The following is a 16,076-nucleotide window of genomic DNA, read 5'->3' on the forward strand; positions in this document are numbered from 1 at the left end:
AACGTTCATAAAGAACTATGTTTTCCATGGCAAAGATAATGGTAGAGGAACGGGTCGAAACTCTACGAGGAACGCCCCGATTCTCATAGAGTTTCACTACGTTTCTCTACGACATATATATCGATCGGGTATAAGATGTGACAACACAGAGAATGAACAGCGTATTTTAGACAAGTTTGATGTAATGATTTCTTGTAAGTAAAATGAAGGAATGCAAGAGTGTACACTTTAGTATAGCAAGAATGTACATTTTAGTATGACAAGAGTGCACATTCTTGTATAACAAAAGTGTACACTCTTAAAAATACTGGTTTTTAGACGATTACGATTATGTTTTAGAAGCGGCAACGTACATCTACTCCCAATTGCATGGGACGTCCTTTTTGCATAAATCCATTGCCCATTGATTCAAAATAAAATGCCTGATATTCTTTGTCCAATGCATTACGTATCCAGAATGCAAGGACGCCGTTCCCTTTTTCCAGGCTGACACGTCCGTTCAGAGTTCCGTAAAATGCCTGGCTGACATTATTTTCTTCTGTCCAGTAGATACGTCCGGCAGCATTGTAATTTGCATTAACCTGTACGCGGTCCAGCCAGTGGCGTGGGGCGATACGGAAGATGTATTGTGCACCTACGCTGAGGGTATGTTTGGGAACAAAGGGGACATAGTTGCCATTATAGCTTTTCTTGACTAATTTTCCGTCTTCATCTTTCTGATTGACTACATAATCGGTGAAGGTAGCATAGGTATATCCATAAGATGCATTCATACTGAAGGCGTCTGTGATACTGGCGCGTAGCGAAGCTTCTGCACCGAAGCTACGGCTCTTTCCGGCATTGATGGTGATACGTCCCAATCCACTTTCGGCAAACTGGGATATCTGTTGGTCTTTGGTATCCATATAGTAAGCGGCGAGATCGGCCCATAAGCGTCCTTCCCACAGGGTGAGGTGCGAACCGACTTCGTAATTCCATGAGTATTCGGGTTTGTAGGTAGTCGAAGCCTTTATGTCGATCTCCTCATCCGGCATCATCGTCTCAATCATATTTGCCATAGATGCGAATGTTTCATTGCTTATCATGGCGGCTTTCATTGAGTTTTTCAGTTGTGATTGTATGAGGTCGGAGAACATCTGTACATTGTATCCTCCCGAACGATATCCACGTGAAGCGGTAACATATACATTATTTCCCTTTTTCCATTCATACTGAATAGCGAACTTGGGAAGTAATTGCAAGTAATCATTTGAGAGTTTACCGTTAAAACTTGCCGGTGCTATCATATTTTTTGCTTCAAGGTCAATAGTTGGTCTTGGAGGAGGCATCTGCATATAGAATTTGAAATTGAAATCCATTGGAGTACTGGCAGAGGTATAATTCATTGACATTTTTTCATAATCAAGACGCAAGCCGGCAGTAATGGAAAGTCCTTTTATAAGGAAGTTGTTGTAGGTGGACTGATGATAAATGGCGGCACTAAATGTAGGGGTATCAAAATTACCACTGACATTTAATGTAGGGTTATTAACTGTAAGTCTCATGGTAGGAGCACCAGGAGAAGAGGGAAAATTATTGTTGGCATTATCTTCAATAACTTCTTTTACTCCTTCTTCTTTAAATTCAACGGGGCCGTCAGTATTCAGCCACTGGTAGAAGCCAAATATGCCATTCGTCCACTGCCAGTTTTGCCCGGCTTTAGATTTCATAACAATCTCTTCGGAGATGGTATTTAATCTTTGTTGTTGGTTGAGCGTAAAAATGTTTTTCTCTGTGAAATCCTGATCGAGTAACATGCGGTCTTTTAGATGCTGATAACCGGTTACGGCGCTGAGCGTGAAGTTTTGTGCCTGATATTCGATGTTAGCACTGGCGTTTAATAAACTGCGATAGTAACTGCTTTCGTCGTTATATGAAATCAGACCTGTTTTATCTTTGCGCAGGTCGTTTCCCTTTTCTTTTTCGTCTACTTTTCCTGTGTAAAAATAGGGGTATCCTCCCTGATCGCTATATTCATAGTTTATATTCAAGTCAAGTTTCAGATTTTCCGTAGGCAGATAGATAGCACGGATACGCCCGCCTCCGGCGTTACTACGGTCTGTTTTCTTATTGTTTTTGGCAGAGTTTTTGAAGAACCCATCTGCATGTTCGTAGAATTCTCCGACTGAGAAAGCAAATTGCTCAGACATACGGTGATAGTGAGTTACTGATGCGTTATAATTGCCATAAGTTCCGGCACTCAGTCTAAGGTCTGTACCCTGATAGCTGAATGGCGATTTAGTGTGTACACGGATAAGTCCTCCCATGGTGTTACGTCCGTATAGTGTTCCCTGAGGTCCACGAAGTACATCGATACGTTCAATATCCGCATAGTTGAAATCGAAGGCTGATTTGTCTATATAAGGAACGTTATCTACATAAAGTCCCACTGAAGGAGTGTTGATACGTGAACCGATACCACGGATATAAATGGCTGATGTAAGCCTTGAACCATAGTCGGGAATAAACAGGTTGGGAACCAGTGCTGTCAGGCCTTTCAGATTAGTTACCTGGTTGGCTTGCATGTCGTGCTGTGACAGGAGAGTGCTGGCTGTGGGTAATTCGCGAAGTTTGCGGTTTTCTTTGGGTGATGCGATAACGAGCACCTCTTCTACGTCTACTACTTTAATCGTGTCTTTAGGTACTTCTTCGGCCCAAGCGGTACTTGCCGTCAAGAGAGTTAGAGCAATTAGAATACTGTTTCTTTTCATCATAATCTTATTTTGCTTGCAAAGGAACGGGAAACTTATCAGTTACACAATCCTCATTTATTAGGATTATGCAAATTATCTGCGTTTTAATAATTAACATTGCTTGCCGTATCTCCCCGTGCGGGAAGCGCTTTATTCCTTATATAAGTTATCTCAGCAGTATTGGGCGCATACCACACCGGACCTATTCCGTTGATAGATTTTTCTACTTTTTCATTCTCTAAAGCTAAGAGGGTATCTGGTATTTTACCTTCCATAAATCCGGGTAGCCCGATTGGCTCTTTATTTTCAAAATAATAAGTATTATCCAGGAAAGTAATACCCGGCATAACCTCTTCCGGTTGAAAGACTCTCACATTCGGAGTTGAGTTGTAGATGGTATTGTTGGCAAAACGTAGGTTACGGGGTGCTTTATCTCCTTTGCCCGAACCGAATTCCAATACCCGGCAGTTGATAAAATGGTTATAGGCGATATCTACATTTTCTACCCGGTGGTAGGAGGTCAGCGGTTCTTTTTTTATGTCTGTATCAGCAGTAGGTTTTTCAAAGACGCCAATACGTACCAACAGGCCGAAACCATTCAGTTTACTCATATAGTTATCATATACAGTATGTCCCTGGTTGATAATGCGGATTCCTACTGTACCTTTTATATTGTTACCGATAAAGGTGTTGGATTCGAGCACATTGTAATGACCATGCCGGCATACCAGACCTCCTCTTGACTCGTAAAACAGATTTCGGCGAAGTACATTATGACACGATTTTACCGAAATGATTTCACTTTCTCCGTCACAGTGCAGAAATACATTGTTTTCGACAACGGTGCGTGATTCCAGTTGAGAAGACCATGAATGCCCGATGCGAATGATCTCGGCGCCGTTTCCACCATAGGGTTTACGCGTGCCGAACAGATTGTGATCTATCTGGTGGTTATTCAGGTGATTGTCTTTGTCGAGCCATACTTGCAGTACCAATCCGCCAATTCGTTTGTTGGCAAAGTAACAATGGTCTACCCGGTTATTCTCACCTCGGAGTCCGAGCCAGTATTCGCTCACGGAGGCGGGTTGCTGTCCGTTCGTTGCAGGCTGTTCGCTCTTGTTGGGGTCGTTACAGTCATCAATCACGCAATTGGTGAAACGGCAGTGTGAAGCATACTTCCCTGTTTCTTTCTGAAAATCAATCATATTGAAAGACAATGCCCATGCTTTCAGAAAACACAAACCTTCTATTTGCAGATATTCGCCATAGACTTTAAAATCCAATGCACCCGATATGATTGTTTTTCCGGGGTGCTCGGCTTTCAGTTTTATTGAATCCTGTACAGTTCCTTTTGCCTGAAAGAGCACTTTCTGCAGATTTTTGAAAACTCCGTCTTTAAGAATGACTTCGTCACCAGGGAGTAATTTCCCTTCACTTAATATTCTTTTTAAAGATTCACTCTCCCCGGGGGTGAAATAGTACTTTTTTGCCAGAAGAGGGTTACAACTCAGAATTACTAGCAGTAACAATAATTTTCTCATAATAATCAATCTATAATTTTAGGATGCTAAGGTACAAAACTCTCTGGCTGCAAGCTTGCAATATTATATCGCTTTCTGTAAGATATAACTCAATATTTGTTTGTTATACATATGAGGTAAGGAGTTATCGCGGAATTTAGAAAAAATATTCCGAATATACATTGAAATAACAGAATATGCATTGTGGGTATATGCAAATCTGAAATTAGGGGGACTTACTCCGGTATCCGATTTATAAGGATTATACAAATAAAGTTTGTCTATAAAGAAAGATATTCTTATTTTTGTCTTTCGATAAACATTGAATAAAGTAGAGTCTTTATTTAAAGATAAAAAAACAAGATACGGAGTGTTTGCATTGTCATTCTTTCTATAGTGAAACGACCAAATTTAACAGACCGAAAGAATATGCTTTGTGGATGCGCCCTGAAACAGGGTGTGTTCCATCGATATATTCAGTCGGTCATAGGTTACTTGGTCGTACCTAACTATAGTCTGGATAGTGTCGGGAACACACTTTTTTTATTAACCTCTCTTTAAAACACATAGCCTATGGTATAGATCAGATAGAGTGACATATAACAGTTAGAAATAACTCATTAGCATTTCTCTTATAGAAAAAACGACCAAGAATTTTTATATGACCGGGGGAATGCAATGGGGCGGATCTTGTTTTGCTTTCCTCTTTTTGAAGTTGTAAAGGCCGAAGCGGATGTGACCTGTTGTGTTTCTGAGACAGAAATGCAAAGCGACAGTTAACATTCAGTATTCATTTTATTTACAACAATAAAAGATGAAAATCAAATTGTTTTTTCTTCTTATGATATTACTATACCCGTTTCAGTTGTGGGCACAAACGGCTTCGACAGACTCTCTGAAAATCACTGAACGGGGCTATTCTTTCCGTCCTTCACAATTAATACTACCTGCTTCACTCATCACTGTAGGAGCACTTGGGGTGGCCAATCCCTGGTTGAGATCTCTGAATAGGGAAGTGCGTGATGATATTGCCGGATGGCGCAATGGACGCTATTTTCATGCCGATGATTATATACAATATGTACCCGTTATTGCAAACTTCGGATTAAGTCTGCTGGGAGCAAAGGCTAAGCATAGTTATGTGGATCGTGTATTGATTACTGCCACTTCTTATGCAGCTATGGGGATTATGGTCAATGCGGTGAAGTGGGCGGTAGATGAACAACGTCCGGACGGAACAGCTTTTAATTCCTTTCCTTCGGGGCATACAGCCACTGTTTTTATGGGAGCTGAGTTGGTACGGATGGAGTATAAAGATTCCTCTCCGCTTTATGGTATAGGTGCATATACTATTGCCTGTGGGGTAGCCTTCCTGCGACTTTATAATGAACGACATTGGTGCAATGATGTTCTGGCTGGTGCGGGAATTGGTATATTAAGTGCACGGATCGGATACTGGCTCCTGCCTTTTGAAAAGAAATTGTTTGGATTGGATAAGAAAAAGAGCAGAGTTAATCTGGCTGCTTCTCCTTATTACAATCATTTTTCAAAGGAATACGGTGGTATGATCGTTGTACGTTTTTAAATCCGGTCAGCCTCTACATAGCCGTTCATTACGGCATAAATTGTTAGCCCGGAGACGGATTTGATACCCAATTTCTCTGTAATGTTTTTCCGATGGGTGATAACAGTGGTCAGACTGATATTTAGTTTATCGGCTATCTCTTTATTGATGAACCCTTTGGTTATCAATACAAGTACCTCGATCTCCCGTGCAGACAATTCATGCTCAATAACCGGCATTGGTGGTATGGCTTCAGCCGGATGTCCGTCGTGGTGAGCATGTTGGTGAAGTTTCAGAATGTCTTTCACCAGCTGCTCTTCCGATTGATAAATGTTCAGTACGCGTACGGCAGATAGTTGGAGAGAGTGGCTTTCTCCTGCCAGAACAATTGTTTTCTTTTTCCGGGGCAGAAAAAAGGCATTGTGCTCCACATATACTTGTGCGCCTATAAAATAGTGCGCATACATGTCGGGTGTGTCATCCGTTAGCTCACCAAAACTATGGAAAGTTCGTATAATTGCCATTGGAATAATCTCTTCCAATATCATTTTCAGACCGAGTGCTGTAAGTGTATTCGCTTCAACGATAGCGATTTCTGGTTTGTGGTTCATAGGTTTAATGAGATAAAATAAGGTTTGGAAAATCTATGGAATCAAAATCAAATTCACTATCTAAGTCTTGGCAGTCACAAACGATTAAATCGAAATGCTGTGCTGATTTCCTCGGTATTAGCAGTTCATAGGTTGACTCACCTTGATAACTTTTATATTCCCAAATAGAAATTTTTCTTTTCTTATCAATGATGTGGATTTGTAATTCATCCAAAGCCTGACTGTTATCCGGATGTTGAATGACATTCCATAATTTTATATCATATAGATTATCAGATTTCTTTTCCACTGATTTAATGATTACAGGAAAAGGACCGTCCAGGTATTTATAGTAAAGGCAAGAATCCGTCAACCAACGGTTTGTAGGAGTATCTATTTGGCATGGAGAATAAACATAGTATTTCCCTTTGTAAGAATGGAGAGCGATCCAATCTTCCGGTAGTTCATATAAATTATGTTTTGTAATAGTTTGTGGATGAGCCTGCTTTAATATCTTCTCGCTTTCTTTCAGTTCTTCCAGTCCGTATTGTCTTAGTTCCGGATAGGCTTTTTCTTGAATTGTAGGGTCGAGTAATTTTTGAAAAACTTCTGATTTTCTGTTGTTTTCGATATATACCTTTCTGTTTTCATTTTTAGATAGAAAGGTGGTATCGGATTGAGCATAACAATTAAATGACAATGATTTAAATAGGAGAATTGCTCCTATAGTAAGAGAAAAAATAATGTTCTTCATAACTCTCAATTATTGAATTAATGATTTAAATAGTTTGCAACAGCTTCTGCGCACCGTTCTCCGTCAACTCCCGCAGATACAATTCCTCCCGCATATCCTGCTCCTTCACCACAAGGGAATAAGCCGCGGACTGTTACATGCTGCAGCGTATCTTTGTCACGTACAATACGCACAGGGGAAGAAGTACGTGTTTCTACTCCGATCATCACTGCCTCGTTGGTAAGAAAACCGTGACTCATCCGTCCGAATTGCTGAAAGCCTTGTGACAAACGTTTACTGATAAATTCCGGCATCCAGAAGTGTAAGGGTGAAGATATCAATCCCGGACTATAAGAGGAGTCCGGTAAATCATAGCTCAGTTTCTTCCGCGTAAAGTCCATCATGCGTTGTGCCGGAGCCGTTTGCTTCATTCCTCCCTGTAACCAGGCTTGCCGTTCCAGTTCTTCCTGAAAATGCAACACTTTTAGGAGTTGACAATTGACAGTTGACAATTGACAGTTGGATTGTGTAGCTGACTGTCCATTGTCCATTGTCCACTGTCCATTGTCTAAGTCTTCCGGTTGTACCTCTATCACCATTCCTGAATTGCTCCATCGTGAACCACGGTTGGAAGGAGACATTCCGTTGACTACCACCTGTTCGGGTCCGCTGGCAGCAGGAACGATAAAACCACCGGGACACATACAGAAACTGTATACTCCTCGTCCTTCGACCTGTGTTACGAAGCTGTATTCGGCAGCAGGTAAGTACTTTCCCCGACCGTTTTTATTGTGATACTGTATCTGGTCTATCAATTCTGCAGGATGCTCCAGACGGACACCAACAGCTATTCCTTTTGCCTCAAGCGTTACGTTGTTGGTTGCCAGCCAGCGATATACATCACGTGCCGAATGTCCTGTAGCCAGTATTACCGGACCGAGAAAAGTTTTTCCTGTATTTGTTTCAATGCCTTTTACCTCCTCGTTCTCGATGATCAGTGCATCCATTCGTGTCTCAAAATGCACTTCACCTCCACAATTGATAATGGTATTACGCATGTTTTCAATAACCCGTGGCAGTTTGTCTGTACCGATATGCGGATGTGCGTCGGCAAGAATTGCAGTAGAAGCTCCATGCTGGCAGAATACATTTAGTATTTTGTCTACATTTCCCCGTTTTTTACTTCGGGTATAAAGTTTTCCGTCAGAATAGGCTCCTGCACCTCCTTCTCCGAAACTATAATTTGATTCCGGGTTCACAGCGTGTTCCCGGCTTATCAGTGCGAGATCTTTTTTACGTTCACGTACGTTTTTTCCACGCTCTACTACAATGGGGCGAAGTCCTGATTCAATAAGTTTCAGAGCTGCAAATAGTCCGCCAGGTCCTGCGCCCACTACAATAACCTGTGGCTTACCTTCCACATTACTATATACGGTTCGTTCGTATTCATCATCCGCAGGCATTTCATTAATATAAGCCCGTACCTTCAGATTGATAAAAATAGTACGTTGCCGCGCATCAATACTTCGTTTCAGAATACGTATAGCGGTAATATTCTTTAAACTTAATCCTTTTTCTTTGGACAAATATTCCTTTAATCGTTGCTCGTTGGCAGCAATTTCGGGGAGTAGACGTAACTGGTATTCTTGTATCATGATTCACCACAGAGGACGCAGAGGTCACAGAGTTTAATTAGTTTATAATATAAAACGTTTAATGCCATTTTTGAGTCTTGGTACATTGAAGTTCAGTAATAATCCATATTTGAGCTTACTAAGCTTCATATATGTTAATATTTGAGCTGAGTGTACAGGCTGTAATGTCTCTACACTTTTCAACTCTATAATAAGCCGCTTATCAATTAATAAGTCTATCCTGTAGTCGGTGTCCAGTTTGATACCCTTGTAAATGATTGGCAATTTTTTTTGTCTTTCTACTTGTATATTTGTTTCTATAAGTTCGTGATATAGACAGGTTTCATATGTACTTTCCAATAATCCCGCTCCCAATTGTGTGTGTACTTCAAAAGCAAGACCAAGAACCTTATTAGTGAGTATATTAATATCTTCCATTTCTTTGTTTTCTAAATTGAACTCTGTGCCCTCTGTGTCCTCTGTGGTGAATCATCCGAATAGTGTCCTGAATGCTTCTTCCACCTTCCTAACCGGCACCAATTCTATCTTTATTTTCTTTGTATCAATTCCTTGCAGATTATGCTTAGGTAACAGAATGCGTTTAAATCCTAACTTTTCTGCTTCACCGATGCGTTGTTCGATCCGGTTTACCGGGCGTATTTCACCGGATAGTCCGATCTCACCGGCCATACAAACTTCCGGTTCGATAGATGCATCCATGTTGGAGGAGAGGATAGCGCTGATAACGGCAAGGTCAATGGCGGGATCATTTACTTTCAGCCCTCCGGCAATATTGAGAAACACGTCTTTTTGTGCCAGTTTAAAGCCTACCCGTTTTTCGAGTACAGCCAACAGCATATTCATACGGCGAAGATCAAACCCTGTGGCAGAGCGTTGCGGGTTACCATATACAGCAGAACTGACCAATGCCTGTGTTTCAATCAAAAATGGGCGTACCCCTTCGATGGCAGAGGCAATAGCTACTCCGCTCATACCTTCGTGGTCTTGCGAAAGGAGCAATTCCGATGGGTTACTGACTTGCCGGAGCCCGTCTTGCCGCATTTCATAAATGCCTAATTCTGCTGTACTCCCAAAGCGGTTTTTTATGCTTCGCAAGATACGATACATATAATGCTGATCGCCTTCAAACTGAAGTACGGCATCTACGATGTGTTCCAAAACCTTTGGTCCGGCAATACTGCCTTCCTTGTTGATATGTCCGATAAGCAGTACCGGCGTATGGGTCTCTTTGGCAAAACGGAGAATGGATGCCGAACATTCACGTACCTGTGCAATGCTGCCGGGAGAAGATTCGATATTTTCTGTAGAAATGGTTTGTATAGAGTCTATGATGACTAAATCGGGATTGGTATTTTTGATATGTACATAGATCTGCTCCAGAGAGGTCTCACAAACGATGAGGCAGTCACTGGAAGCAGTTGTCAGACGGTCGGCACGTAATTTTAATTGTCGGGCGCTTTCTTCACCGGAGATATAAAGGACACGTCTTTCGGGCATACGTAGTACTGTTTGGAGCACAAGAGTCGATTTCCCAATGCCCGGTTCACCACCTATCAGTACCAGTGAACCTGGGACAAGACCACCGCCTAACACACGGTTTAACTCTTCGTCGTGCATGTCGATACGTGGCTCGTCATCTGCTTCTATTTCATTTAAAGTAATAGGTTTGGCTTTGGCTGTATTTATGCCCGATACGGGGCGGCGGTTTGTAGGTTCTTTCCGGACTATCTCTTCTACATAGGTGTTCCATTCGCCACACGAAGGACATTTTCCTACCCATTTGGGAGAGTCCTGTCCACAATTGCTGCATACATATACGGTTTTCTCTTTGGCCATTCTTTTTGTCCTTTACTTTATAAGATGGACAAAAGTAATAAATTCACCACAGAAAAATGCAGAGTCTCACAGAGTTTTATTTAATATTAGTCATAAATTCACCATCGTTTTCACCACAGAGGGCGCAGAGGACACAGAGTTTTAAGTATTGGAATCATTAGTCCCTAACAACCGTTAAGATTTTAATAACTCTGTGTCCTCTGCGTCCTCTGTAGTGAAAACGGTAGTGGGCTATAATGTAATCTCTCCCGCTAGGGGGCGTGCCATTCGTTCTCTCACTTCCTCAGGGCTGTAGCCGTGTCCCAGCAGGAACATCAGTTTGGTGACAGCGGACTCGGTGGTGCTGTCGTATCCGCTGACAATGCCCGATTCCAACAAATGATAACCGGTTTCATATCGTTCCATTTCCACCGTTCCGGCACTACATTGAGTGACGTTGACTATCACAATTCCTCGTGTGCTTGCTTCACGTAGCAGGCGGAGGAACCATTGCTTACGGGGGGCATTGCCCGAGCCATAGGTTTCTAATACCACGGCTCTTAATCCGTCGATGGTAAGTGTGGCTGCTACTACATTCTCATGTATGCCGGGAAAGAGTTTTAATACGGCAATGTTGGTGTCGAGCAAATAATGTGGTTTCAGTTCCTGCTTTTCCTGAATGGTATGGATAACAGAATAATTGTATTTGATATGTATTCCCACCTCTGCCAGTATCGGATAGTTGAAAGAACGGAAAGCATTGAAGTTTTCAGCATTCATTTTGGTAGTACGATTGCCCCGCATCAGATGATTTTCAAAGAAGATACATACTTCAGGTACAAGTGGATTACCATGTTTGTCCTGAGCAGCAGCTATTTCTATGCTCGTCATCAGGTTTTCCTTACCGTCTGTACGCAATACTCCGATAGGCAGTTGTGAGCCTGTGAGAATGACCGGTTTACTTAATCCTTCGAGCATGAAGCTCAATGCTGAGGCTGTGAAAGCCATTGTGTCCGTACCATGCAGGATAACGAAACCATTATACCGCTCGTATGTATCGTAAATGATTCGTACCAGCTTCCGCCATGCTTCGGGTTCCATGTCCGATGAGTCCATTGGAGGATCAAACTGGTAAGAATCAATGCTACAGTTTGATTTCTGAAGTTCGGGGACGTGCTTCTGCAACTGTTCAAAGTTGAAGTTCTCCAGTGCTCCGGTTTCGGCATTTTCTATCATTCCAATCGTGCCACCGGTGTATATTAACAATACGGAAGTATTTGAAGGGTTCATAAGCGTATTTTATGCAATTGAATACTGCAAAGATAATTATATATCTTATATTTTATAACAAAATGTCAGAAAAGTACAACGCGCTAATTTGTCACTGCTCCACAGGGAAAATCTTTTTATTAGAAAATTATCGCAAAAAGTGATAGATTGAATGTTTTTATTGTTACTTTTGCGACATCTTATCAAATAGTAACGAGAAACAATGACTATGATGAAGTACTATCCGCATACAGTCACATCCATGTGCACCATGACCCTTAGGGGTTGAGGGATAGTATTTGTGTTTCTACGTGAATCACGCTTACAGGAAGTAAGCAAATTCAAATTTAGTATTTTAGTTGTAAATAAACCATTGTTTCCGGAAAAGGAAGCATTGAAAATATAAAGTATCTGCATGAAAGTAATGAAATTCGGCGGAACATCCGTAGGTTCCGTGAACAGCATTTTAAGCGTAAAGAGAATAGTAGAGTCGGCCGGAGAACCGGTTATTGTAGTTGTTTCCGCATTGGGCGGCATTACCGATAAGTTGATTAATACCTCTAAAATGGCCGCTGTAGGTGATTCGGCCTACGAAGGTGAGTTCCGCGAAATTGTTTATCGCCACGTGGAGATGATTAAAGAAGTGGTTCCCGCAGGTGAATATCAGGCTTCGTTGCAACGTCAGGTAGGTGAACTGCTCAATGAGCTGAAAGATATTTTTCAGGGTATTTATCTGATAAAAGACCTTTCTGCAAAAACATCGGATACCATTGTTAGTTATGGCGAACGCCTCTCTTCTATCATTGTAGCGCAGCTGATTGAAGGTGCCCAATGGTTTGACTCGCGCACTTTTATAAAGACAGAAAGAAAACATTCCAAACACACACTTGACACTGAACTGACGCATCAATTGGTGAAAGAGGCTTTCCGGGTGATTCCGCAAGTATCGCTGGTACCGGGATTCATTTCATCGGACAAGGTGACGGGGGATGTTACCAACCTTGGACGGGGTGGTTCGGATTATACAGCGGCCATCATTGCTGCTGCTCTGGATGCTGATAGCCTGGAGATATGGACCGATGTAGATGGATTCATGACAGCCGATCCACGTGTGATTTCTACTGCTTATACTATCAACGAACTGAGTTATGTGGAAGCTACCGAACTTTGTAACTTCGGTGCCAAAGTGGTATATCCGCCTACTATTTACCCGGTTTGTCATAAGAATATACCTATATTAATAAAGAATACATTCAATCCCGAAGGTACGGGCACGGTTATCAAACAAGAGGTTTCCGATCCGCAAACGAAAGCGATTAAAGGTATCTCTTCTATCAATGACACCAGCCTGATTACTGTGCAAGGTCTTGGTATGGTGGGTGTTATTGGTGTTAACTATCGTATCTTTAAGGCTCTGGCAAAGAATGGTATCAGCGTATTTCTTGTGTCTCAGGCTTCTTCTGAGAACAGTACTTCCATCGGTGTGCGTAATGCCGACGCCGATCTGGCTTGTGAAGTGTTGAATGAGGAGTTCGCCAAAGAGATAGAAATGGGTGAGATATCTCCTATTCAGGCAGAGAAAAATCTGGCTACCGTAGCAATTGTGGGTGAGAACATGAAGCACACACCGGGTATTGCCGGTAAATTGTTCGGTACATTGGGACGTAATGGTATTAATGTGATAGCTTGTGCACAGGGAGCTTCGGAAACAAATATTTCATTTGTAGTTGACTCTAAATCATTGCGCAAATCATTGAATGTGATTCATGATTCATTCTTCCTGTCCGAATATCAGGTGCTGAATCTCTTTATCTGTGGTATTGGTACGGTAGGAGGTAGCCTGATAGAACAGATCCGCTGTCAGCAGGAAAAGCTGAAAGTAGAAAACGGGTTGAAACTCCATGTGGTAGGTATTGCCGACGCTACGAAAGCCATGTTCAGCCGTCAGGGTTTTGACCTGGCTAATTACCGGGAAGAGTTGGAAGCGAAAGGTACCGAAAGTACGCTTGAGTCTCTTCGTGATGAGATTATCGGCATGAATATTTTCAATTCTGTATTTGTGGATTGTACTGCCAGTCCGGATGTAGCCTCGCTTTATAAAGATCTGTTGCTGCACAATGTGTCGGTAGTGGCTGCCAATAAGATTGCTGCTTCCTCCAAATACGAGAACTATCGCGAATTGAAGCAGATAGCCCGTCAGCGTGGTGTGAAATATCTGTTTGAGACGAACGTAGGGGCAGGGCTTCCTATCATTAATACAATCAATGACCTGATTCATAGTGGCGACAAGATATTAAAGATTGAAGCTGTGCTGAGCGGTACGTTGAACTATATATTCAATAAGATCAGTGCTGATATCCCATTTAGCCGTACGATAAAGATGGCACAGGAAGAGCGTTATTCCGAACCGGACCCACGTATCGACCTGAGTGGTAAAGATGTGATTCGTAAGCTGGTGATTCTGGCACGTGAAGCCGGATATAAACTGGAGCAGGAAGATGTAGAGAAGAATCTTTTTGTCCCGAATGATTTCTTTGAAGGATCGTTGGATGATTTCTGGAAGCGTGTTCCGAGTCTGGATGCAGACTTTGAAGCCCGTCGTCAGGTATTGGAGAAAGAAAATAAACACTGGCGTTTTGTTGCTACGCTCGAAAACGGGAAGGCTTCTGTGGGCTTACAGGAAGTAGGGGCCAATCATCCGTTCTACGGACTGGAAGGCAGTAACAATATTATCCTGCTCACAACAGAGCGTTATAAAGAGTATCCGATGATGATTCAGGGATATGGTGCCGGTGCAGGTGTGACGGCAGCGGGAGTCTTTGCGGATATTATGAGTATAGCGAATGTTTAATTTAGTGGACAGTTGACAATTGACAATTGACAGTTGCTGCGCTTTGTTGCAGTTGGTTTGTTAATTGTCAATTGTCCACTGTCAATTGTCAATTAAGAAAATGAAGCATATCATTATATTAGGTGACGGCATGGCCGACTGGCCTGTAAAGTCATTGGGAGACAAGACGCTCCTGCAATATGCAAAAACGCCTTATATGGATAAACTCGCCCGTATGGGGCGTAATGGACGGCTGATGACTGTAGCGGATGGTTTTCATCCTGGCAGTGAAGTAGCCAATATGTCGGTATTGGGATATGATCTTCCGAAGGTATATGAAGGACGCGGTCCGCTCGAGGCAGCAAGTATCGGTGTGGAACTCCAACCGGGAGAGATGGCGATGCGTTGCAATATCATCTGTATTGAAGGAGATAATATAAAAAATCATTCCGCCGGACATATTTCTACTGAAGAAGCCGATGTGCTGATTCAATATCTGCAGGAACATTTAGGCAATGATCGCGTACGTTTCCATACCGGTGTTCAATATCGTCATCTGTTGGTCATCAAAGACGGAAATAAACAGCTGGATTGTACTCCGCCTCATGACGTACCTTTAAAGCCTTTTCGCCCATTGATGGTGAAACCGTTAGTGCCGGAAGCCCGGGAGACAGCAGATCTTATTAATGAACTGATCTTAAAGTCGCAGGAACTGCTGAAGAATCATCCGCTGAATCTGAAACGTATGGCCGAAGGCAAAGACCCTGCCAATAGTATCTGGCCCTGGAGTCCGGGATACCGTCCGCAAATGGATACTTTTTCCGATACTTTCCCTCAAGTGAAAAGAGGAGCTGTTATTTCGGCGGTCGATCTGATAAATGGAATCGGATACTATGCCGGACTTCGCCGCATTGCGGTGGAAGGAGCAACCGGACTCTATAATACGAATTATGAAAACAAAGTGGCAGCTGCACTGGAAGCATTGAAGACGGATGACTTCGTCTATCTCCATATCGAAGCCAGTGATGAGGCGGGACATGAAGGAGATATTTCGTTGAAGCTTCTTACAATTGAAAACCTGGATAGCCGTGCTGTTGGCCCTATCTATGAAGCTGTGAAGGATTGGGACGAACCGGTAGCCATTGCTGTATTGCCCGATCATCCTACCCCTTGCGAACTTCGTACCCATACCAACGAACCTATTCCGTTTCTTATCTGGTATCCGGGCATTACACCGGACGAAGTGCAGACCTATGACGAAGTGGCCGCTTGTGACGGGGTGTATGGGCTGATGAAGGCAGATGAATTTATTAACGAATTTATGGCACTACCCGTGAAGAGTTGACAATTGACAGTTGACAGTTGACA

The 16,076-nt window shown here is 42.5% G+C and carries 11 protein-coding genes; 3 read left to right on the forward strand and 8 right to left on the reverse strand.

The features are described 5' to 3' along the window. Positions 1–335: 335 nt before the first annotated feature. Positions 336–2,750: a TonB-dependent receptor gene (locus K8P02_RS21610; protein ID WP_025867967.1), complete on the reverse strand. Its 2,415-nt coding sequence runs from the start codon at positions 2,748–2,750 to the stop codon at positions 336–338. A gap of 86 nt (positions 2,751–2,836) precedes the next feature. Continuing rightward, a complete protein-coding gene (locus K8P02_RS21615) occupies positions 2,837–4,273 on the reverse strand; it encodes a polysaccharide lyase 6 family protein (protein ID WP_002559166.1) in 1,437 nt (478 codons plus the stop codon). An 820-nt stretch (positions 4,274–5,093) separates the two neighbouring features. On the opposite strand from K8P02_RS21615, the gene K8P02_RS21620 reads away from it, so the two are divergent. Continuing rightward, entirely contained in the window at positions 5,094–5,837 is a 744-nt protein-coding gene (locus tag K8P02_RS21620; protein WP_223381818.1) for a phosphatase PAP2 family protein, read from the forward strand. Here K8P02_RS21620 and K8P02_RS21625 read toward each other — a convergent pair. The 6 genes from K8P02_RS21625 to K8P02_RS21650 all read right to left on the reverse strand — a co-directional run bounded on the left by K8P02_RS21625 (position 5,834) and on the right by K8P02_RS21650 (position 11,899). Beyond that, positions 5,834–6,427, reverse strand: coding sequence for a response regulator transcription factor (locus tag K8P02_RS21625; protein WP_007483870.1), 594 nt, complete (start codon positions 6,425–6,427; stop codon positions 5,834–5,836). The genes K8P02_RS21620 and K8P02_RS21625 overlap by 4 nt on opposite strands. Before the next feature lie 4 nt (positions 6,428–6,431). After that, positions 6,432–7,160 (reverse strand): hypothetical protein, encoded by a 729-nt coding sequence (locus K8P02_RS21630; RefSeq protein ID WP_007483871.1) that lies wholly within the window; start codon positions 7,158–7,160, stop codon positions 6,432–6,434. Between the two features lie 17 nt (positions 7,161–7,177). Next, positions 7,178–8,794 (reverse strand): NAD(P)/FAD-dependent oxidoreductase, encoded by a 1,617-nt coding sequence (locus K8P02_RS21635; protein ID WP_025867968.1) that lies wholly within the window; start codon positions 8,792–8,794, stop codon positions 7,178–7,180. A 42-nt stretch (positions 8,795–8,836) separates the two neighbouring features. Continuing rightward, positions 8,837–9,211 (reverse strand): GxxExxY protein, encoded by a 375-nt coding sequence (locus K8P02_RS21640; RefSeq protein ID WP_007483873.1) that lies wholly within the window; start codon positions 9,209–9,211, stop codon positions 8,837–8,839. A gap of 51 nt (positions 9,212–9,262) precedes the next feature. Beyond that, the gene (gene radA / locus K8P02_RS21645; RefSeq protein WP_002559172.1) at positions 9,263–10,630 is read right to left on the reverse strand and encodes a DNA repair protein RadA; all 1,368 of its coding nucleotides are present in this window, start codon (positions 10,628–10,630) and stop codon (positions 9,263–9,265) included. A 231-nt stretch (positions 10,631–10,861) separates the two neighbouring features. Continuing rightward, positions 10,862–11,899, reverse strand: a complete 1,038-nt coding sequence (locus tag K8P02_RS21650) for an asparaginase (RefSeq protein WP_007483874.1) — start codon at positions 11,897–11,899, stop codon at positions 10,862–10,864. A 394-nt stretch (positions 11,900–12,293) separates the two neighbouring features. Here K8P02_RS21650 and thrA point away from each other — a divergent pair, with 394 nt between their 5' ends. Next, complete coding sequence (gene thrA, locus K8P02_RS21655) at positions 12,294–14,729, forward strand: bifunctional aspartate kinase/homoserine dehydrogenase I (RefSeq protein WP_002559174.1); 2,436 nt, start codon at positions 12,294–12,296, stop codon at positions 14,727–14,729. A 100-nt stretch (positions 14,730–14,829) separates the two neighbouring features. Beyond that, a complete protein-coding gene (locus K8P02_RS21660; protein WP_025867969.1) occupies positions 14,830–16,053 on the forward strand; it encodes a cofactor-independent phosphoglycerate mutase in 1,224 nt (407 codons plus the stop codon). The last annotated feature ends 23 nt before the right edge of the window (positions 16,054–16,076 follow it).

The organism is Bacteroides nordii (genome assembly GCF_019930665.1).
Taxonomy (GTDB): Bacteria; Bacteroidota; Bacteroidia; order Bacteroidales; family Bacteroidaceae; genus Bacteroides; species Bacteroides nordii.

Bases quoted from the DNA above. Each gene is read 5' to 3' on its own strand.
- K8P02_RS21610 (WP_025867967.1), bottom strand. From the start codon at position 2,750: ATGAAAAGAAACAGTATTCTAATTGCTCTAACTCTCTTGACGGCAAGT.
- K8P02_RS21615 (WP_002559166.1), bottom strand. From the start codon at position 4,273: ATGAGAAAATTATTGTTACTGCTAGTAATTCTGAGTTGTAACCCTCTT.
- thrA (WP_002559174.1), top strand. From the start codon at position 12,294: ATGAAAGTAATGAAATTCGGCGGAACATCCGTAGGTTCCGTGAACAGC.
- K8P02_RS21660 (WP_025867969.1), top strand. From the start codon at position 14,830: ATGAAGCATATCATTATATTAGGTGACGGCATGGCCGACTGGCCTGTA.
- K8P02_RS21650 (WP_007483874.1), bottom strand. From the start codon at position 11,899: ATGAACCCTTCAAATACTTCCGTATTGTTAATATACACCGGTGGCACG.
- K8P02_RS21625 (WP_007483870.1), bottom strand. From the start codon at position 6,427: ATGAACCACAAACCAGAAATCGCTATCGTTGAAGCGAATACACTTACA.
- K8P02_RS21635 (WP_025867968.1), bottom strand. From the start codon at position 8,794: ATGATACAAGAATACCAGTTACGTCTACTCCCCGAAATTGCTGCCAAC.
- K8P02_RS21630 (WP_007483871.1), bottom strand. From the start codon at position 7,160: ATGAAGAACATTATTTTTTCTCTTACTATAGGAGCAATTCTCCTATTT.
- radA (WP_002559172.1), bottom strand. From the start codon at position 10,630: ATGGCCAAAGAGAAAACCGTATATGTATGCAGCAATTGTGGACAGGAC.
- K8P02_RS21640 (WP_007483873.1), bottom strand. From the start codon at position 9,211: ATGGAAGATATTAATATACTCACTAATAAGGTTCTTGGTCTTGCTTTT.
- K8P02_RS21620 (WP_223381818.1), top strand. From the start codon at position 5,094: ATGATATTACTATACCCGTTTCAGTTGTGGGCACAAACGGCTTCGACA.